Raw genomic sequence first — 17,658 nt, 5'->3', positions numbered from 1 at the left:
CGAAGTGACTTCACAACGTAGCAGAGGGGTACGACCGAACGGAGCAGTTCGAGCTAGCAGCCGATCAGGCGCGCGGCCAGGTACGACTCCAGCTGGTCCATCGCCACGCGCTCCTGCGACATCGTGTCGCGCTCCCGCACCGTCACGGCGTGGTCGGTGAGCGTGTCGAAGTCGACCGTCACGCAGAACGGCGTGCCGATCTCGTCCTGGCGGCGGTAGCGACGGCCGATGGCGCCGGCGTCGTCGAAGTCGACGTTCCAGTTGCGGCGCAGGGCCGTCGCGAGGTCGCGGGCCTTGGGCGAGAGGTCGGCGTTGCGCGACAGCGGGAGCACCGCGACCTTGACCGGGGCGAGGCGCCGGTCAAGCTTCAGCACGACGCGCTTGTCCACGCCGCCCTTGGCGTTCGGGGCCTCGTCCTCGGTGTAGGCCTCGAGCAGGAACGCCATCATCGGGCGGCCGACGCCGGCCGCCGGTTCGATGACGAACGGCTTGAAGCGCGAGTTCGTGGCCTGGTCGAAGTACGACAGGTCGACACCCGAGTGGTTCGAGTGCGTCGTGAGGTCGAAGTCGGTGCGGTTCGCGATGCCCTCGAGCTCACCCCACTCCTGGCCGCCGAACTGGAAGCGGTACTCGACGTCGACCGTCCGCTTCGAGTAGTGCGACAGCTTCTCCTTGGGGTGCTCGTAGTGACGCAGGTTCTCCTTGGAGATGCCGAGGTCGGTGTACCAGCGGGTGCGCTCGTCGATCCAGTACTGGTGCCATTCCTCGTCCGTGCCCGGCTCGACGAAGAACTCCATCTCCATCTGCTCGAACTCGCGGGTGCGGAAGATGAAGTTGCCCGGCGTGATCTCGTTGCGGAACGACTTGCCGATCTGGCCGATGCCGAACGGCGGCTTCTTGCGGGAGGTCGTCTGCACGTTCAGGAAGTTCGTGAAGATGCCCTGCGCGGTCTCGGGGCGCAGGTAGTGCAGGCCCTCCTCGGTCTCGATCGGACCGAGGTGCGTCTTGAGCAGGCCGTTGAACATCTTCGGCTCGGTGTAGGAGCCGCGCACGCCGCAGTTGGGGCACGGCACGTCGGAGACGTCGCCCTCGGCGACCTCCTTGCCGGTGCGCTCCGCGTACTCCTCCGACAGCGTGTCCGCGCGGAACCGCTTGTGGCACGACTCGCACTCGACGAGCGGGTCGACGAACGCCTCGACGTGACCGGAGGCGACCCACACGTCACGCGGCAGGATGACCGACGAGTCCAGGCCCACGACGTCCTCGCGGCCGCGGACCATGAAGTTCCACCACTGGCGCTTGATGTTGTCCTTGAGCTCGACGCCGAGAGGGCCGTAGTCCCACGCCGAGCGGGTACCGCCGTAGATCTCCCCGCACGGGTAGACGAACCCCCTGCGCTTGCAGAGGCTGACAACGGTCTCGATGCGATCGGCGGGCAAGGGGAACTCCATCGGGGGAATGCGAATCGGGGGCTCAAGCCTAGCCCGTCACGTTGAGCCCCGAACGGGCGACCGGAGCCTTACCCTGCACGAATGGAAGACCGGCTGCGAGAGCTGTGGGACTTCGCCGACCTGGACGGCACCGAGGCCAGGTTCCGCGCGTTCCTGGCGGACGTGAAGACCGACGACGAGCGCGCGGAGGTGCTGACCCAGCTCGCTCGCGTGCAGGGCCTGCGCGAGGACTTCGCCGCAGGTCACCGTCTCGTCGACGAGGCGGAGACGCTGGTCGCTCCCGACTCGACGGGCCGGGTGCGGGCGTTGCTCGAACGCGGCAGGCTGCACCGCTCCGGCGGCGACCCCGAGGCCGCGCAGCCGCTGTTCGTGGCGGCGTTCATCCTGGCCAAGACCCGCGGTGACCTGTCGCTGGCGGTCGACGCCGCGCACATGGCGTCGCTGGTCGACGACCCGGAGAAGTGGACGAGGCAGGGCCTCGAGATCGTCGTGGCGAACCCCGAACTGGTGCGCTGGCTCGGCCCGCTGCACAACAACCTCGGCTGGTTCTACTTCGAGAACGGCCGCTTCGACGAGGCGCTGGAGGCGTTCGAGAAGACGCCCGAGGCGTACGCGGAGAGCGGCAAGGCCAAGACGCTGCACGCGCTGGGCCGCACCGAGGAGGCCGCGGCGGCCGCGCGCAGGGCCCTGGAGCTCCTGCCCCACGACTCGCAGGAGGAGTGGGTCAAGGAGATGGAGGCCATCGCCGAGGGGTAGACGGCCCCGCGGCTTCACCGAGGCGCACGGTGAACGCGTCCTCGGCGAGGACGCTCGTGTGCGTCTCGACCTGGCCGTCGGCGCTGGTCAGCGTCGGTTCGTACATCGCAGGCTCGTCCGTGAGCGCCTCGGACAGCAACGGGATGACGTGTTCGCGCACGGGGAACGGCGACATCGCGCGCCGGTAGGCCACCACGGAGTCGAACTCGACCGTGAGCACCCAGCGGTCGTCCTCGTCGGTCGAGCGCGCCAGCGTGCCGCGGCGGCACCCCGGCTGGGCCGTGAGCAGCGCCAGGGCCTGCTCGGCGCGCGAGGTGAACGTCTCGGGGTCGGACACGCGGAAGCGGCACACCAGCAGCACGGTGCAAGGATGGCACGGTGACCTCCAAGCGCCCTCTCCTGCCCGGCGACGGCCCGCTCGCGCGTGTGCGTCCCGCCGTGGCGTTCGTGCTCGTTCTCGGTCTCTTCATCACCGGCGTGCTCGTGGGCGGCACCCTCGGCGCGGTGCTGCTCGGTGTGCTCCTCGTGGGCGCGGCGGTGCTGCTCGCGGCCACCTGGAAGGTTCTTTCCCCAGGTCATCGCACATTGCGCGTGGTGGTCCTGCTGGTACTGCTCGTCATCACCGTAGAATTGGTTCTGAAAATCCCTACCAGGTGAGGTGCGCCGCCATGACCGTCCAGTTGCACGGCGAGCACTCCCCCGAACGCGCGGCTCCCGCGCCCGCGCCTCCCCGCTCCGCGCACACCCTCGCCGAGGCGGGCGACCTGCTGCGCGCGCTGGCCGCGCCGGTCCGCATCGCCATCGTGCTGCAGCTGCAAGAGCACGACCGCTGCGTGCACGAGCTCGTCGAGGCGCTGGGGGTCGCGCAGCCGCTGATCAGCCAGCACCTGCGGGTGCTCAAGTCGGCGGGCGTGGTGCACGGCGAGAGGCACGGCCGTGAGGTCGTGTACCGGCTGGTGGACGAACATCTGGCGCACATCGTGGTGGACGCTGTGACGCACGTCGAGGAGAAGTTGTGACCGGTCTGAGGTCCACCAAGCAGCGCACCGCGGTGTCGAACCTGCTCGACCAGCTCGACGACTTCCGCAGCGCCCAGGAACTGCACGAGGAGCTGCGCCGCCGCGGCGAGGGCATCGGCCTGACCACGGTCTACCGCACCCTGCAGTCCCTCGCGGACGCGGGCCAGGTCGACGTGCTGCGCACCGACTCGGGCGAGGCGATCTACCGCCGTTGCTCGGCGCACCACCACCATCACCTCGTGTGCCGCCACTGCGGGCGCACGGTCGAGGTGGAGGGTCCCGCCGTCGAGAAGTGGGCGGACCGCGTCGCCGCCGAGAACGGGTTCTCGCAGGTCAGCCACACCGTGGAGATCTTCGGGACCTGCGCGGAGTGCACCGCGAAGGGCCTACGGTAGGCACTCGTCACCAACGGTCCCGGCAGCGACGACCCGACGGTGCACGAACAGCGTCGGTGACCACGGCACCGTCGTCCTGGCGGGTTCGATCGGCAGTCCGGGGCCTTGCCTCGGCCCTGCGCGGACCCGCCTAGCTCTCGTAGGGCTCGACGGGCTCGGCCACGGGCGTGAACGACTCCACGGTGAAGCTCGGCACCCACGAGTTCTTCTCGTTCGCGGACTTCGGCACGACCTGACCGGTCACCTCGACCCACTGCTCGTCCGGCAGCGACGGCACGTCCCCGGTCACCCGGACCTTCAACGGCCGGGCGTCGGCGGCGCAGCACGAGATCGCGAGCCGCGCGACGTACGTCTCCCCCTCCGCGCGCAGCAGGAACCCCGTCAACCGAACACGGCGGCCGTCCAGCGTCCCCGACTCGTCCCACGCCGTGCGCGTGACGAACTCCGTCATGGACAACGGGATGACGTCACCGGAGGGCAGCTCGCCCAGCAGGTTGCGGGAGCGCTGCGTCTGGTTCGTGTCGGCGGCCGAGTTCACGACGTCGCCGCCGAGCGCGGGCGGCGAGATCAGGAACACCGCCAGCACCGGCAACAGCATCAGCCACGTCGAGCGCGAGGAGTGCGAGTGGCCGTGCTCGTCGTCGTCGACGGCCTTGCCGCGGCGGATGTCCCGGATGATCGCGAACAGCGCGAGGCCGATCATGACCACGCCGGCCGCGATCAGCAGCGGCAGCAGCGACTTCTGGACGTACCGCAGGTACAGCCCGGAGAAGCTGATCTTCAGCAGCGCGCCGCCGAGCAGGACCAGCAGGATGTTCTGGGTTTCCCGTCTCACAACAGCACCACTCCCGACACGACGGCGCACAGGATCGCCACCACGAACGTAGCGGGTGCGAAGCGGAAGGCGAAGGACTTGCCGAACGCACCGGCCTGCAGCGCGATCAGCTTCACGTCGACGGCCGGGCCGACGACCAGGAACACCAGGCGCGGCAACAGGGGCAGCGCGGAGAACGCCACCGCGACGAACGCGTCGGCCTCCGAGCACAGCGCGAGGATCACCGCGAGGAACGCCATCACGATCACGCCGAGGACGATCTGGCCGCCGAGCGTCTGCATCCACGCGACCGGCACGAACGTCTTGAACGCGGCCGCGAACAGCCCGCCCAGCACCAGGAACCCGCCGGCGTCGACGAGGTCGTGCCGCGCGCTTTCGGCGAACACGGCCCATTTGTTCTGCCCGGAGTGGTCGCCCATGCGCGCCAGCGCGCGTTCGGCGATCCACTCCATCTTGCCGAAGCGCACCCACAGCCAGCCCATGACCATCGCGGTCAGCAGCGAGCCGACGAACCGGGCGACGACCATCATCGGGGTGTCGTTGAACGCCACCGCGGTCGACACCAGCACGATCGGGTTCACGGCGGGAGCAGCCAGCAGGAACGTCAGCGCCACGGCCGGGGCGACGCCCTGCTGCATCAGCCGCCGCGCGACCGGCACCGAGGCGCACTCACAGCCCGGCAGGGCCACACCCGCGACTCCGGCCACGGGCACGGCCAGCGCGGTCTTCGACGGCAGCAGCCTGCGCAGGGCCGACGCCGGCACGAACGCCGCGATGGCGCCCGAGATCAGCACGCCGAGCACCAGGAACGGCATCGCCTGCACGCAGATCGCCACGAACACCGTCGAGGCCGTGCGCAGCTTGGGCACGTCGAGCAGCTCGACGAGCCTCGATTGGAAGAGCAGTGCGAGAACGAGGATCCCGCACAGCACCTCCAACGACGTGATCTTCAGCCGAGGCGGGCCGGAGCGCCGCTTCGGCGAGCGGATCTCGCCGGTGATCGTCATTCCGCGTCCGCGTCCAGGTCCAGCAGGCGGCGGTACTGGCGCGCCATGCCCTCGCGGATCTCCTCGGGAGACGGCGGCTCCTCGAACTCGGCCTCTTCCTCTTCGAGGTCGTCCTCGTCGTCGAAGTCGACGGGCGTGCCGTTGACGCCCTCTTCGGCCTCGGCCTCCTCCTCGAGGGCGGCCTCGCGGAGCTCCTCGATGGTGGCGGAGACGTCCTCGGCCGACAGCGCCGGCAGCATCGGCTTCACGATGGCCAGCACACCGCCCTCGGCGTCGTCGAGCGCCACGGCCTCGGCCAGCGCCACGGCGTGGTCGCGCTCGTACGGGCCGCAGATGAACGAATCCCAGTCGTCGCCGCCCGAGGGCTCGAACGTGACGGTCCAGGGGAACTCGTTGACGTCCGCGTCCTCTTCCGGCTCGTAAATGATCACGCCACCCATCGAGGGGTCCTTTCTCAAGAAAAGCGGGAGAGGAGCTCGCCGCGCACCTGCGACGCGGTCGAGACGACCAACATGAGCAGCGTGCTCAGGGGTTCGGGCTTGAGGCCGTCCGCCGGGAACGCGTAGCGCAGCATCACGTCCGTGCCACCGCGTTCGCTCGCGATGACGCCGAGCGTGCCGAACAGGCCCTGACCGGCGCGTTCGGCGACCCACACGGCCGCGTCGCCGGGCAGGTCCCACGCGACCACGACGGTCAGCGAGAGCACGGTCAGCCCTTCGGCCAGCTCCATGCCCTGCACCGCGCACGGCACGTCGCCGTGGCGGAAGCTCAGCGCGCCGTCGTCGTCCACGGACACGTCGTGGAACAGCTCCAACGCCTTGCGCGCGGCCTCCAGGGCCTCACCGCTCGCGTTCACGACGACACCACCTCCTCACCGGGCTTGTCGACGGCGCCACCGAAACGCCGGTCGCGGCCCGCGAACTTCTCGCAGGCGCGCCACAGGTCGCGGCGGTCGAAGTCGGGCCACAGGATGTCCTGGTAGACCATCTCGGCGTACGCGGACTGCCACAGCAGGAAGTTCGAGATCCGCTGCTCACCGGACGGCCTGATGAACAGGTCGACGTCGGGCATCTCCGGCTTGTACATGTGCTTCGCCAGCGTGCGCTCGTCGACCTTGTCCGGGTTGATCTTCCCGGCGGCGACCAGGCGCGCGACCTCGCGGGCGGCGTCACCGATCTCCGCGCGGCCGCCGTAGTTCACGCACATGACGAGGTTCAGCACGTCGTTCTCCGCCGTGCGGACCTCGGCCTCCTGCAGCTGCTTGATGACGCTGCCCCAGAGCTTCGGCGAACGGCCGGCCCAGTGGATGCGGACGCCCATCTCGTCGAGCTCGTCGGTGCGGCGCGCGATCACGTCGCGGTTGAAGTTCATCAGGAAGCGGACCTCTTCGGGGCTGCGCTTCCAGTTCTCCGTGGAGAAGGCGTAGAGGGACAACCACTTCACGCCCAGCTCGATGGAGCCCTTCGCGACGTCGAGCACGACCTGCTCACCGCGCTTGTGGCCCTCGACCCGCGACAGCCCGCGCTGGTTCGCCCAACGGCCGTTGCCGTCCATCACGATCGCGATGTGCTGGGGCACCAGGTCGGCCGGGATGTCCGGGGGCGTCGCACCGGACGGGTGCGGCTCCGGCGGGCGCGGAACGCGCTTCTCACGCTCAGAGCGGCGGCGACGCAGCATGGGACCAGGCATCCTCTCGGGGCGAAAACCGTTGTCGGGTGGACGCCACATTAGCCGTCCGCCGGCTGCGCCTTTCGCTCGACCAACGGCAACGAACGCAGCTGCCGTTCGAGGTGCCACTGCAGATGCGCCGCGACCAGGCCACTCGCGTCCCGGCGGGCGATGTGCGGGATCTCGTCCACCACGGTCCACTGCCCGTGCAGCAACGCCGAGAGCAACGTCAGCGTGTCCTGCGACGGCGACGACGACCCGGCGGGACGGCAGTTCGGGCAGCACGAGCCCCCCGCCTGGATGCTGAACGCCCGGTGCGGACCGGGGTCACCGCACTTCGCGCACTCGTTCACCGCGGGCGCCCACCCGGCGAACGCCATCGCACGCATGAGGAACGCGTCGAGCAGCAGCGACGGGTCGCGCTCCCCCGTCGACAACGCCTTCAACGCCCCGGCCACGAGCATGTAGAGCCGCAGGACCGGTTCGCCCTCTTCGGCCGTGAGCCGGTCCGCGGTCTCGGCGATCGCACACGCCGCCGTGTACCGCTGGTAGTCGTTCACGATCCCCACGCCGAACGCGTCCAGCGTCTGCACCTGCGTGATGATGTCGAGCGTCCGGCCGGGGTAGAACTGCACGTCGACGTGGCAGAACGGCTCGAGCCGGGCGCCGAACTTCGACGTCGTCTTGCGCACGCCCTTGGCCACGGCGCGGAGCTTGCCGTGCCGTTGCGTCAGGAAGGTGATGATCCGGTCCGCTTCACCGAGCTTCTGCACGCGGAGCACGACCCCGGTGTCGCGGTACAGGTTCGCCATCAGAGTGCCGCCATCTAGAACCCCAGGCGGCGCAGCTGCTTCGGGTCGCGCTGCCAGTCCTTGGCGATCTTGATGTGCAGGTCCAGGTAGACCCTGCTGCCCAGCAGCCGCTCGATCTGCTTGCGCGCCGCCATGCCGACCTGCTTGAGCCGCTCACCCCGGTGGCCCAGGATGATCGCCTTCTGCGACGGCCGCTCCACGAACACGAACGCGTGGATGTCGATCAGGTCGTCACGGCCCTCGCGCGGTGCCATCTCCTCCACCACCACGGCGATGGAGTGCGGCAACTCGTCGCGCACGCCTTCCAGCGCGGCCTCGCGGATGAGCTCGGCGACCAGCGTCTGCTCGGGCTCGTCGGTCAGGTCGCCGTCCGGGAACAGCTGCGGGCCCTCGGGGAGCTTCTGCAGCAGCAGGTCGCTCAGCTTGTCGACCTGGAACCCGTCGACCGCGGAGACCGGGATGATCTCCGCGAACTCCATGACCTTCTGCAACGCGAGCAGCTGCTCCATCACCTGCTGCTGCGACACCAGGTCCGTCTTGGTGACGATGCCGATCACGGGCGTGCGCTTGGCGACCTTCTCCAGTTCGGCGGCGATGAACTTGTCACCGGGGCCGACCTTCTGGTCCGCGGGCACGCAGAACCCGACGACGTCGACCTCCGACCACGTCTCGCGCACCAGGTCGTTCAGGCGCTGGCCGAGCAGCGTGCGCGGCCGGTGCAGACCGGGCGTGTCGACCAGCACGAGCTGGCCGTCCTCGCGGTGCACGATGCCGCGGATCGTGTGGCGGGTGGTCTGCGGCTTGCTGGACGTGATGGCGACCTTCGTGCCCACCAGAGCGTTCGTCAGCGTCGACTTCCCTGCGTTCGGGCGGCCGACGAAGCACGCGAACCCGGAGCGGTAACCATCCATCAGTCCATTGTCCCTCTAGCCGGTTTTGGCCGTTCGGGGGCCCTCAGAGCTGCTCGCGAACCTCACCCGCGGTGTTCGCGAGGTGCACCGGGCCGGTCGCCGTGAGGTCCCGCACGGCCGCCAGCGACTCCGCGTCCACCAGGTTCGCCTCGGTGACGACCACCGCCGCCTCCAGGCCCTCGGCGCCGCTCGACACCGCCGCGGCCACCGCGGCCTGCAGCGCCGTCAGCTTCAACGAGGGCAACGCGACCGTGGACGCGTTGTACGTGCGGCCGTCGAGGTCGCGCACGGCCGCACCCTCCGCGGCGCCGTTACGCGCGCGCACGGACCGTGCGAGCGTCACGAGCTTGGCGTCCTCGGGATCGATGTCAGTCATCTTCTTCTGTCTCCTTCTGCACGGGACGCACGAGCACGGTCGTCACGCGGATGCGGCCGCGCTCGTCCTTGCCGCCCTCCGCCCGCATGCGCAGGCCCGCGATCTCGGCCTCGGTGCCGGGCAGCGGGACGCGCCCGAGCCGTTGCGCGAGCAGGCCGCCGACGGTCTCCACCTCGTGGTCGTCGAGCTCGGTGCCGAACAACGCGTCCAGGTCGTCCACCGGCAGGCGCGCGCTGACCCGCACCGCGCCGTCGTCCAGATGTTCGACCGGCGGGCGGTCGTCGGTGTCGGACTCGTCGGTGATCTCGCCGACGATCTCCTCGAGGATGTCCTCGATGGTCAGCAGGCCCGCGGTGCCGCCGTACTCGTCCACGACGATCGCCATGTGCCGGCGCGACACCTGCATCTCGCGCAGCAGGTCCGCGATGGGCTTCGAGTCCGGGATGAAGCTCATCGGCCGCATCAGCTCGGAGACGGTCTTCGGGTCCTCGTCCTCGGCGAGCGTGGCCCGCATCATGTCCTTGAGGTTCACCACGCCGAGCACGTCGTCCACGCTCTCGCCGATCACCGGCACGCGCGTGTAGCCCGTGCGCAACGACAGCGCGAGCGCCTGCCGCAGCGACTTCGACTGCTCGATCCACACGATCTCGGTGCGCGGCACCATGATCTCGCGCGTGATCGTGTCGCCCAGCTCGAAGACCGAGTGGATCATCTCCCGCTCGCCCTCGTCCACGACGCCGCGTTCCTGCGCCATGTCGACCAGCTCGCGCAGCTCGACCTCGGAGCTGAACGGACCCTCGCGGAAGCCCTTGCCGGGCGTGATGGCGTTGCCGACGAGGATCAGCAGCTTGCTCAACGGCCCGAGCACCCGCCCGAGCTGCCGGACCGTGCCCGCGGCGAGCAGGCTCACGGCGTACGGGTGCTGACGGCCGAGGGTGCGCGGTCCGACGCCGACGAGGACATACGACACGACGAGCATGCTCAGGCACGAGTACAGGACGGCGACCCAGTCCTGCTCCACGTAGTCCAGGAACACCGTCGTGACCAGCACCGCCGCCGACATCTCGCACGCGAGGCGCAGCAGCAGCAACAGGTTGACGTGCCGCGGCCGGTCGTTGAGGACCTGCAGCAACTGCCCGGTGCCCCAGCGCCCCTGCCGTTGCAGGGACTCCACCCGTGCGCGTGACACGGTGCCGAGAGCGGCATCCACACACGCGAACAGGCCGGCGGCAAGCACGAGCACAACGGCCAGCACGATCACACTGGCAGGGTTCGCGCTCATCGGCGTCAGGCTTCTTCGTTCTTCTCGTCCAGGCCGACCGCGCCGAGCACCTTGTCGTCGGTGCTGCGCTGGTGAGCGGCCCGCTCGGCCTCGTCCCGCGCGGTGCGGAAGTCGGCGAGGATGCGGTTCTGCAACGTGAACATCTCACGTTCCTCGGCGGGCTCCGCGTGGTCGTAGCCCAGCAGGTGCAGCACGCCGTGCACGGTCAGCAGGTGCAGCTCGTCCAGCAGGCTGTGGCCCGCCTTCTTGGCCTGGTCCTTGGCGAACGCGGGGCACAGCACGATGTCCCCGAGCAGCGCGGGCCCGAGCCCCGCCGCGTCGGGACGGCGCGCGGAGTCCAGCTCGTCCATGGGGAAGGCCATGACGTCCGTCGGACCCGGCAGGTCCATCCAGCGCTCGTGCAGGTCCGCCATCACGTCCAGCTCCACGAGCAGGACGGACAGCTCGGCCAGCGGGCTCACGCCCATGCGGTCCAGCGCGAAGCGGGCGGCGGAGACGATGGAACCCTCGTCGACTCCGACACCCGACTCGTTGGCGATCTCGATGCTCACGGCGTCTATCGTCCCCGCCGCTGGTTTCCCCTGCGCGCACCGGGTCCGTGGTGCTGCCCGTTCTGGTCGATCGCGTCCTGCTGGACCTGCCACTTGTCGTACGCGTCGACGATGTCGCCGACCAGGCGGTGGCGCACCACGTCCTGGCTGGTCAGCTCCGAGAAGTGCACGTCCTCCACGCCGTCGAGGATGTCCCGCACGACCCGCAGGCCGCTGCGCTGACCGCCCGGGAGGTCGACCTGGGTCGTGTCGCCCGTCACCACCATCTTGGAGCCGAAGCCCAGCCGGGTGAGGAACATCTTCATCTGCTCGGGCGTCGTGTTCTGCGCCTCGTCGAGGATGATGAACGCGTCGTTCAACGACCGGCCGCGCATGAACGCCAGCGGCGCGACCTCGATCGTGCCCGCCTGCGTGAGGCGCGGGATCGACTCCGGGTCGACCATGTCGTGCAGCGCGTCGTAGAGCGGGCGCAGGTACGGGTCGATCTTCTCGTACAGCGTGCCCGGCAGGTACCCGAGCCGCTCGCCCGCCTCGACGGCCGGGCGGGTGAGGATGATGCGGTTGACCTGCTTGGACTGCAGCGCCTGCACGGCCTTGGCCATGGCGAGGTAGGTCTTGCCGGTGCCGGCGGGACCGATGCCGAACACGATGGTGTTCTTGTCGATCGCGTCGACGTAGTGCTTCTGGTTCAGCGTCTTCGGCCTGATGGTGCGGCCGCGGCGGCTCACGATGTCGAGGCTCAGCACCTCGGCGGGCGACTCGACGTCGGTCTCGCTGAGCATCGCGATGATGCGGCGGACGCTGTTCTGGTCGATCGGCTGGCCGCGGCCGGCGAGGGTGATGAGCTCCGAGAAGACGCGCTCGGCGAAGGCCACGTCGGCGGGGTCGCCGGACAAGGTGATCTCGTTCCCGCGCACGTGCACGTCCGCCTCGAGGAGCTCCTCCGCGAGCCGGAGGTTCTCGTCACGCGACCCGAGCAGCGTGAGCACCGCACCTTCCGGCACGGCGAACCGGGACTGACCTTCCTTGTTGCTCTGCTGTGTTTCGTCGGCCACGTGGCCCCGGCCTGCTTCCTGTCGCTCGGATCTGGTGCCGTCGATGCTAGTCCGGCCGAAAATGGGTGGCTACCGGATTGCTCACCGTGTGTGCTCGTGAACCGTGGAGATCCGCAGGCTTGGTGTTGAAGACGTACCCGAGTGCATGAAGCTCATCACGGACCGCGGCTGGGCGTGGACGCCCGCGCAGTGGGAGATGATGCTCGCCCTCGGCCCGGGGTACGGCGCGTTCGACTCGTCCGGACTGCTCGGCACGGCGCTGACGACGCCTTATCCCGAGATGCAGGCGATCAGCGGGGTGTTGGTCGCGTCCTGGGCGGGGCGCCGCGGGATCGGGACGCGGCTGATGTCCAGCATATTGGATATCAGTCCGTCGGTCCTGTACGCGACGGCGATGGGTGAGCCGCTCTACGCGCGGCTCGGCTTTCACCCCGTCGGGGAGACCGCCGACTTCCACGGCGTGTTGACCGGCGACGCCCCCGGCGTGTCCCGGGAGGCCACCCCCGCCGACGCGCCGGCACTCGCGGAGCTCGACCGGGAGGTCAGCGGCTACACCCGGCCCGCGTTGTGGGACCGGTTGCTCGACCCGACGTCGCCGTACGCCGTGCTGATGTCGGACGACGGCGTCGTCGCGACCCGGCCGAACCCCGCGGGGGTGACGATCGGCCCGCTGATCGCCCCCACCGCCGAGGCCGCGTGCGCGTTGGTCGCGGACGTGGCGGCCGGCGCCGGCGAGGTCCGGGTCGACACCGACAACGCCGACGTGGCGGCGTTCCTGCTGCGGCGGGGTTTCGAGAAGCGCAGCGGTGGCTGCAAGTTGATGGTGCGGGGGGCCGAGGGCGTGCCGGGTGACCGGTCGCGCTACTTCGCGCCCGCCTCGCACGCACTCGGATGACTGGGGGAACCTGCTGTGGAACTGCGACGACTGGAACTGGGCGACCTCCCCGCGTGCTCCGACCTGGCGGAAAGCCGGTCGTGGCCGAGGGAGGAGAAGAAGTGGGAGTTCCTCCTCGCGCACGGCGAGGGCTGGGGCCTGTTCGACTCGGAAGGCCTTGTCGGCACGACGATCGTGACGCGCTACCCGGAGCTGGCGTCGATCAGCATGGTGCTGGTCGCCGAACGCGCCGCGCGTCAGGGGCACGCCCGCCGGCTGGTGTCCCACGTGCTGGATACGGGTGTCTCGACGTTGTTCGCGACGGACATGGGCCGCCCGCTCTACGAGCAGCTGGGGTTCCACGCCGTCGGGTTCACCGACATCCACGCGGGCACGTTCACGGGGCAGGCGGCTGATATATCGCATATCGCGACCGCCGCCGACCTCGACGACGTCGTCGCGCTCGACACGAAGGTCACCGGCATCACGCGGCCGTACCTGTGGGAGTTCCTGCTCGCCAACGGGAGCATCCGGATCTCCGGCCACGGCGTCGCGGGCACGTGGCAGGTCCGGGACCAGCGGATGCTCATCGGCCCGATCATCGCCGACACCCCCGCCGACGCGTGCGCGCTCATCGCCGACTGCGCGGCCGGTGTCCCCAGCGTCCGCGTCGACGTGCACGACCCGGAGGTGGTCGCGTTCGTCCGCGCGAACGGCATGGAGTCGTGGGGCACGCCCACGTGGATGGTCCGGGGCGCCGACGCACTGCCCGGTGACCGCGCCCGGTACCGCGCTCCCCTGCTGCAGGCACTGGGCTAGGGATGAGGGGTTAGAGCCTCTCACCACCGAGAAGGTGCAGGTGGGCGTGGAAGACCTCCTGCCCGCTGTCCGGTCCGGTGTTGAACAGCAGTCGGTAGCCCGTCTCGGCCACGCCCTCGGCGTCGGCGACCTCCTTCGCGGCGGCGAAGAGGTCGCCGAGCTGGTCGCCGTTCAGGTCGACGGCGTTCGGCACGTGCCCGCGCGGGATGAGCAGCACGTGCACGCGCGCCTTGGGCTGGATGTCGCGGAACGCGAGCGTCGTCTCGGTCTCGTGGACGATCGTCGCGGGGATCTCACCGTCGACGATCCGGCAGAACAGGCAGGACATGTCCCAAGCTAAACAAAGAGCGCGTCCAGCTGCTGGTCGACGGCCTCGACCATGTCGGCGGCGGTGAGCTCGTCGGGACCGAGCCCGTGGTGGATGTTGAGGCCGTCGATCAGCGCGATTAACCGCCGCGCGGCCTTCATCGGCGCGACGCCGTCCCGCAGCTCACCGGCCTCCTCCGCGGCCACGAGGACGCGGGCGACCTCGTCGTAGAGCACGCGCGTGCCGAAGCGCTCCAGGTCGTGCAGCGACGGCTCGACCATGGCCCGCGGCAGGAACGACAGCAGCACCGCGGCCTCGATCCTGCGGTCCTCGTCCACCGCCAGCATCTCGTGCGCGAACGACCGCAGCACCTCGCGGCTGCCGGCGGTGGTGTCGATCTTCTCCAGCCGCGTGATGAACCGCCGGTACGCCAGCTCCATCGCGAACCCCAGCAGGGCGTCCTGCGTCGGGAAGTAGTGGCGCAGCGACCCGCTCGACCACCCGGACTCGGCGGCGACGGCGCGGACGGACGCGTGGTCTATCCCGTCCCGCTGCACGATCCGCCACACCGCCTCGGCTAGCTCGCGGCGGCGTTCCTCGTGGTCGACAACCTTCGGCACCGGCCCTTTCTAGCAGCCGCGCGCAAGGGTGCGGACAGCCGTCTGGCACCGCTCCCAGGCCTCGGTGCCCGGCGTGATCACGTCCATGTGCCCGGCTCCCTCCACGACCACGAGCTCCGCCTGGGGCTCGGCCGCGCAGAACCCGATCGACTGCTCGACGGGAACGTCCTCGTCCCGGTCGCCGTGCACGCAGATCACCGGCTTCCCGATGGGCACCAGCGCGGCGGGCGACGCGTCCGCGAACTGCTCTTCGCTGCACAGCTCCAACGCCCGCGGCGTGATGTGCTTCGTGAAGTCCAGCACCGCAGCCTGGGCGACGGCTCCGGCCACGCGGGCACTGCGCTTGGCGGCCCACACCGCGAGGTGCCCGCCGGCGCTGTGCCCGAGCGTGACGACGGGTCCGAGGTCGACGGCGTCGAGGGCGGCGAGCACGTCCTGGCCCGTCTGCGGCCAGCCACCGCCACCGCCCACCCGCCGGTACTCGATGTTCCAGACGGCGAATCCGTCAGCGACGAGGACGTCCGCGAGAGGCCGTCCGAGTTCCAAGCCGTAGCGCTGGTGCCAAAAACCACCGTGAATGACGACAACAGCACCCTGCGCTACGCCATCGGGAAGGTAAAGCTCACCGAACTGGCTTGGATGGTCACCGTAAGCAATTCGCTGCACACGCAGAACTTACGTGATCGGCGACAATTCGCCAGTAAGCGCGCTGGTTCGGCAGAAGAGGACGAAGTCCCAGGCCAGACCGCCTGCCGAGAACTGCGAAACAGGCCTCGAAACCAAAAGGGGCGCCTCGCGGTCCGAAGCCTGGGGGTCGCTTCGCCGCGAGGCGCCGACGCCGGACCGAGGGGGGAGGTGTCCGGCGAGTCCTTTGGTCGGAAGAGCCTATTCGTCTACTCCGTTTCCGGATAGACCAATCAGCCCCTCCGCAAACCAGGGTAACCCCATCGGCCTGCGATTCGCTACAACTTCCGTCAAGCCAATCCATTCGATGTTCATCTTCCGAGTGATCGGGGTCACCACCGGGTGGTGAGCACCCCGAGCGCACCAAGAGCAACCGCGGCGGCGGTGGATGCACGCAGAACGGTTGGGCCCAATCGGACGATCCGTGCACCCGATGATCGCAAGGTGTCGAGCTCCTCGGGCGTGATCCCGCCTTCGGGACCGACCACGAGCAGCACGTCTCCGGACTCCGGCAGCGGGACGTCGGCCAGCCGTTCCGTGGCGCTCTCGTGCAACACGAGGGTGAGCGCCGACGACGACACGCGATGGGAGAGCTGGGTCGTGCTCACGGGTTCGTCGACGTGCGGCACGCGGGAACGACGGGCCTGCTTGGCGGCCTCGCGGACGGTGGAACGCCAGCGCCCCAACGCTTTCGCGCCGCGCGGCCCGTCCTCCCACTTGGTGATGCACCGGGCGGCGCGCCACGGCACGACACCGTCCACTCCGGCCTCGGTGGCCAGTTCGACGGCGAGCTCGCCCCGGTCGCCCTTCACCAGGGCCTGGGCGAGCACCACGCGCGGCGCCGGTTCGGGCTCCACCCAGCGCTCGACGACGCGCAACGACAGGGCGTCGCGCTCGACCGCCACCACGGAGCACCGCACCTGGGCACCGGAACCGTCCGACAGCACGAGTTCCTCGCCCACGCGCAGGCGCTTGACCGTGGCGGCGTGGCGGCCTTCCGGCCCGTCGAGCACGAACTCCTCACCCGAGGGCAGCGCCTCGACGAGGAAGACCGGCAGGGTCACCGGTTGCCGCGCGAGGCACGCAGACGGGAGAACAGTCCCCCGCCGCCCTTGCCGTTGTGCGACAACGACGGCTCGCTCTCGCCGCGCATCTCGGCCAGGTCGCGCAGCAGCGCGGACTGGGCGGCGTCGAGCTTGGTCGGCACGACGACCTCGAGGTGCACGTGCAGGTCGCCGCGGCCGTCGACGCGGCCGGTGGACCGCAGCTTCGGCATGCCGCGACCGCTCATGACGAGCTGCGTGCCGGGCTGCGTGCCGGGGTCGATCTGCAGCTCTTCCTCGCCGTCCAGCGTCTTGAGCGGCAGCGTGGCGCCCAGGGCGGCCGTCGTCATCGGGATCTGCACGATGCAGTGCAGGTCGGCGCCGTCGCGTTCGAAGATCTCGTGCGGGTGCTCCTCGACCTCGACGTAGAGGTCGCCGGCCGGGCCACCGCCGGGGCCGACCTCGCCCTGGCCCGCGAGGCGCACGCGCATGCCCTCGGCGACACCGGCGGGGATGTTGACGGAGATCGTGCGGCGCGACCGCGTGCGGCCGTCACCGGCGCACTGCTGGCACGGGTCGGGGATGACCTCGCCGTAGCCGCGGCACACCGGGCACGGGCGGGACGTCACGACCTGGCCGAGGAACGAGCGCTGCACGGACTGGACCTCGCCGCGGCCGTGGCAGGTGTCGCACTGGACGGGCTTGGAGTTGTTCTGGGTGCCCGCGCCGTGGCAGCGGTCGCACAGGATCGCCGTGTCGACGGTCAGCTCGCGCGTGGCACCGGCGGCGCACTCCTCCAGCGTCATGTCGAGCCGGATGAGCGCGTCGGAACCGGGCTGCACGCGGCTGCGGGGCCCGCGACCACCGGACGAGGCGCCGAAGAAGGCGTCCATGATGTCGCCGAGCCCGCCGAAGCCCGCGAACGGGTCACCGCCACCGCGGCCACCGCCGCCCGAGTCGAGCGGGTCGCCACCCAGGTCGACGACGCGGCGCTTCTCGGGGTTCGACAACACCTCGTAGGCGGCCGTCACCTCCTTGAAGCGGGCCTCCTCGTTGGGATTGACGTCCGGGTGCAGCTGCCTGGCGAGCTTGCGGTAGGCGCGCTTGATCTCATCCTGTGTCGCGTTCTGCGAGACACCGAGGATGCCGTAGTAATCCCTGGCCACCTTGTTCGCTTTCATGTTCATCTCAAG

At 69.9% G+C, this 17,658-nt stretch carries 24 protein-coding genes; 6 read left to right on the top strand and 18 right to left on the bottom strand.

Features of this window, described 5'->3' with window-relative positions:
- Positions 1-53: 53 nt before the first annotated feature.
- The gene (locus tag BMY74_RS32495) at positions 54-1,439 is read right to left on the bottom strand and encodes a glycine--tRNA ligase (protein ID WP_089922516.1); all 1,386 of its coding nucleotides are present in this window, start codon (positions 1,437-1,439) and stop codon (positions 54-56) included.
- Positions 1,440-1,532: 93 nt separating this feature from the next.
- Here BMY74_RS32495 and BMY74_RS32490 point away from each other — a divergent pair, with 93 nt between their 5' ends.
- Positions 1,533-2,207 (top strand): tetratricopeptide repeat protein, encoded by a 675-nt coding sequence (locus BMY74_RS32490; RefSeq protein ID WP_089922334.1) that lies wholly within the window; start codon positions 1,533-1,535, stop codon positions 2,205-2,207.
- On the opposite strand, the gene BMY74_RS32485 is transcribed toward BMY74_RS32490, so the two are convergent.
- The gene (locus BMY74_RS32485) at positions 2,176-2,568 is read right to left on the bottom strand and encodes an antibiotic biosynthesis monooxygenase family protein (RefSeq protein ID WP_089922333.1); all 393 of its coding nucleotides are present in this window, start codon (positions 2,566-2,568) and stop codon (positions 2,176-2,178) included. The genes BMY74_RS32490 and BMY74_RS32485 overlap by 32 nt on opposite strands.
- Before the next feature lie 17 nt (positions 2,569-2,585).
- On the opposite strand from BMY74_RS32485, the gene BMY74_RS32480 reads away from it, so the two are divergent.
- Genes BMY74_RS32480 through BMY74_RS32470 form a run of 3 tightly spaced genes read left to right on the top strand, consistent with a single transcriptional unit; the run spans position 2,586 to position 3,621 of the window.
- Positions 2,586-2,864, top strand: coding sequence for a hypothetical protein (locus BMY74_RS32480; protein ID WP_089922332.1), 279 nt, complete (start codon positions 2,586-2,588; stop codon positions 2,862-2,864).
- 11 nt (positions 2,865-2,875) lie between these two features.
- A complete protein-coding gene (locus BMY74_RS32475) occupies positions 2,876-3,226 on the top strand; it encodes an ArsR/SmtB family transcription factor (protein ID WP_089922331.1) in 351 nt (116 codons plus the stop codon).
- Positions 3,223-3,621 carry a Fur family transcriptional regulator gene (locus BMY74_RS32470; RefSeq protein ID WP_089922330.1) on the top strand — a complete coding sequence of 133 codons (399 nt, stop codon included), beginning with the start codon at positions 3,223-3,225 and terminating at the stop codon, positions 3,619-3,621. The genes BMY74_RS32475 and BMY74_RS32470 overlap by 4 nt, the downstream gene beginning before the upstream one ends.
- A gap of 130 nt (positions 3,622-3,751) precedes the next feature.
- Here BMY74_RS32470 and BMY74_RS32465 read toward each other — a convergent pair whose 3' ends face one another.
- From BMY74_RS32465 to BMY74_RS32415, 11 genes are read right to left on the bottom strand one after another with little or no spacing between them, the layout of a single operon-like run.
- A complete protein-coding gene (locus BMY74_RS32465; RefSeq protein WP_089922329.1) occupies positions 3,752-4,456 on the bottom strand; it encodes a TIGR03943 family putative permease subunit in 705 nt (234 codons plus the stop codon).
- Positions 4,453-5,463 (bottom strand): permease, encoded by a 1,011-nt coding sequence (locus tag BMY74_RS32460; protein ID WP_089922328.1) that lies wholly within the window; start codon positions 5,461-5,463, stop codon positions 4,453-4,455. The genes BMY74_RS32465 and BMY74_RS32460 overlap by 4 nt, the downstream gene beginning before the upstream one ends.
- Positions 5,460-5,894 carry a hypothetical protein gene (locus tag BMY74_RS45355; protein WP_177230029.1) on the bottom strand — a complete coding sequence of 145 codons (435 nt, stop codon included), beginning with the start codon at positions 5,892-5,894 and terminating at the stop codon, positions 5,460-5,462. Before BMY74_RS45355 ends, BMY74_RS32460 begins: the two co-directional genes overlap by 4 nt.
- Positions 5,895-5,917: 23 nt before the next feature.
- The gene (locus BMY74_RS32450) at positions 5,918-6,319 is read right to left on the bottom strand and encodes a YbjN domain-containing protein (protein ID WP_089922327.1); all 402 of its coding nucleotides are present in this window, start codon (positions 6,317-6,319) and stop codon (positions 5,918-5,920) included.
- Complete coding sequence (locus BMY74_RS32445) at positions 6,316-7,140, bottom strand: isoprenyl transferase (RefSeq protein WP_089922326.1); 825 nt, start codon at positions 7,138-7,140, stop codon at positions 6,316-6,318. The genes BMY74_RS32450 and BMY74_RS32445 overlap by 4 nt, the downstream gene beginning before the upstream one ends.
- Positions 7,141-7,190: 50 nt before the next feature.
- Positions 7,191-7,943: a DNA repair protein RecO gene (recO, locus tag BMY74_RS32440; protein ID WP_089922325.1), complete on the bottom strand. Its 753-nt coding sequence runs from the start codon at positions 7,941-7,943 to the stop codon at positions 7,191-7,193.
- A 14-nt stretch (positions 7,944-7,957) separates the two neighbouring features.
- Entirely contained in the window at positions 7,958-8,854 is an 897-nt protein-coding gene (gene era, locus BMY74_RS32435) for a GTPase Era (protein WP_089922324.1), read from the bottom strand.
- 43 nt (positions 8,855-8,897) lie between these two features.
- Positions 8,898-9,230, bottom strand: a complete 333-nt coding sequence (locus tag BMY74_RS32430) for a cytidine deaminase (protein WP_089922323.1) — start codon at positions 9,228-9,230, stop codon at positions 8,898-8,900.
- The gene (locus BMY74_RS32425; RefSeq protein WP_089922322.1) at positions 9,223-10,512 is read right to left on the bottom strand and encodes a hemolysin family protein; all 1,290 of its coding nucleotides are present in this window, start codon (positions 10,510-10,512) and stop codon (positions 9,223-9,225) included. Before BMY74_RS32425 ends, BMY74_RS32430 begins: the two co-directional genes overlap by 8 nt.
- Before the next feature lie 5 nt (positions 10,513-10,517).
- The gene (gene ybeY, locus BMY74_RS32420; RefSeq protein WP_089922321.1) at positions 10,518-11,063 is read right to left on the bottom strand and encodes an rRNA maturation RNase YbeY; all 546 of its coding nucleotides are present in this window, start codon (positions 11,061-11,063) and stop codon (positions 10,518-10,520) included.
- Between the two features lie 5 nt (positions 11,064-11,068).
- Positions 11,069-12,118 carry a PhoH family protein gene (locus tag BMY74_RS32415; RefSeq protein ID WP_089922320.1) on the bottom strand — a complete coding sequence of 350 codons (1,050 nt, stop codon included), beginning with the start codon at positions 12,116-12,118 and terminating at the stop codon, positions 11,069-11,071.
- Between the two features lie 145 nt (positions 12,119-12,263).
- Between BMY74_RS32415 and BMY74_RS32410 the strand changes: the two genes are divergently transcribed.
- Both BMY74_RS32410 and BMY74_RS32405 read left to right on the top strand, forming a co-directional pair.
- The gene (locus BMY74_RS32410) at positions 12,264-13,013 is read left to right on the top strand and encodes a GNAT family N-acetyltransferase (RefSeq protein WP_089922319.1); all 750 of its coding nucleotides are present in this window, start codon (positions 12,264-12,266) and stop codon (positions 13,011-13,013) included.
- Between the two features lie 15 nt (positions 13,014-13,028).
- Positions 13,029-13,811, top strand: coding sequence for a GNAT family N-acetyltransferase (locus BMY74_RS32405; RefSeq protein ID WP_143091782.1), 783 nt, complete (start codon positions 13,029-13,031; stop codon positions 13,809-13,811).
- A 10-nt stretch (positions 13,812-13,821) separates the two neighbouring features.
- On the opposite strand, the gene BMY74_RS32400 is transcribed toward BMY74_RS32405, so the two are convergent.
- From BMY74_RS32400 to dnaJ, 5 genes are all read right to left on the bottom strand, one after another.
- Positions 13,822-14,139 (bottom strand): histidine triad nucleotide-binding protein, encoded by a 318-nt coding sequence (locus BMY74_RS32400; protein ID WP_089922317.1) that lies wholly within the window; start codon positions 14,137-14,139, stop codon positions 13,822-13,824.
- A gap of 8 nt (positions 14,140-14,147) precedes the next feature.
- The gene (locus tag BMY74_RS32395) at positions 14,148-14,738 is read right to left on the bottom strand and encodes a TetR/AcrR family transcriptional regulator (RefSeq protein ID WP_089922316.1); all 591 of its coding nucleotides are present in this window, start codon (positions 14,736-14,738) and stop codon (positions 14,148-14,150) included.
- A gap of 9 nt (positions 14,739-14,747) precedes the next feature.
- Entirely contained in the window at positions 14,748-15,404 is a 657-nt protein-coding gene (locus BMY74_RS32390) for an alpha/beta fold hydrolase (protein ID WP_089922315.1), read from the bottom strand.
- Positions 15,405-15,754: 350 nt separating this feature from the next.
- Positions 15,755-16,486 carry a 16S rRNA (uracil(1498)-N(3))-methyltransferase gene (locus BMY74_RS32385; protein WP_089922314.1) on the bottom strand — a complete coding sequence of 244 codons (732 nt, stop codon included), beginning with the start codon at positions 16,484-16,486 and terminating at the stop codon, positions 15,755-15,757.
- Entirely contained in the window at positions 16,483-17,631 is a 1,149-nt protein-coding gene (gene dnaJ, locus BMY74_RS32380) for a molecular chaperone DnaJ (RefSeq protein ID WP_089922515.1), read from the bottom strand. Before dnaJ ends, BMY74_RS32385 begins: the two co-directional genes overlap by 4 nt.
- Positions 17,632-17,658: the final 27 nt, after the last annotated feature.

It is taken from the genome of Lentzea albida (assembly GCF_900111005.1).
In the GTDB taxonomy this organism is placed as follows: domain Bacteria; phylum Actinomycetota; class Actinomycetes; order Mycobacteriales; family Pseudonocardiaceae; genus Lentzea; species Lentzea albida.
The sequence above is the reverse complement of the archived record's forward strand: the minus strand, read 5'-3'. Positions and strand labels throughout refer to the sequence as shown.

What these genes read in the sequence shown, in the direction of transcription:
- era (WP_089922324.1), bottom strand. Translation starts at nt 8,854, where the DNA reads ATGGATGGTTACCGCTCCGGGTTCGCGTGCTTCGTCGGCCGCCCGAAC.
- BMY74_RS32430 (WP_089922323.1), bottom strand. Translation starts at nt 9,230, where the DNA reads ATGACTGACATCGATCCCGAGGACGCCAAGCTCGTGACGCTCGCACGG.
- BMY74_RS32400 (WP_089922317.1), bottom strand. Translation starts at nt 14,139, where the DNA reads ATGTCCTGCCTGTTCTGCCGGATCGTCGACGGTGAGATCCCCGCGACG.
- BMY74_RS32490 (WP_089922334.1), top strand. Translation starts at nt 1,533, where the DNA reads ATGGAAGACCGGCTGCGAGAGCTGTGGGACTTCGCCGACCTGGACGGC.
- recO (WP_089922325.1), bottom strand. Translation starts at nt 7,943, where the DNA reads ATGGCGAACCTGTACCGCGACACCGGGGTCGTGCTCCGCGTGCAGAAG.
- BMY74_RS32460 (WP_089922328.1), bottom strand. Translation starts at nt 5,463, where the DNA reads ATGACGATCACCGGCGAGATCCGCTCGCCGAAGCGGCGCTCCGGCCCG.
- BMY74_RS32445 (WP_089922326.1), bottom strand. Translation starts at nt 7,140, where the DNA reads ATGCTGCGTCGCCGCCGCTCTGAGCGTGAGAAGCGCGTTCCGCGCCCG.
- BMY74_RS32425 (WP_089922322.1), bottom strand. Translation starts at nt 10,512, where the DNA reads ATGAGCGCGAACCCTGCCAGTGTGATCGTGCTGGCCGTTGTGCTCGTG.
- BMY74_RS32475 (WP_089922331.1), top strand. Translation starts at nt 2,876, where the DNA reads ATGACCGTCCAGTTGCACGGCGAGCACTCCCCCGAACGCGCGGCTCCC.
- BMY74_RS32410 (WP_089922319.1), top strand. Translation starts at nt 12,264, where the DNA reads ATGAAGCTCATCACGGACCGCGGCTGGGCGTGGACGCCCGCGCAGTGG.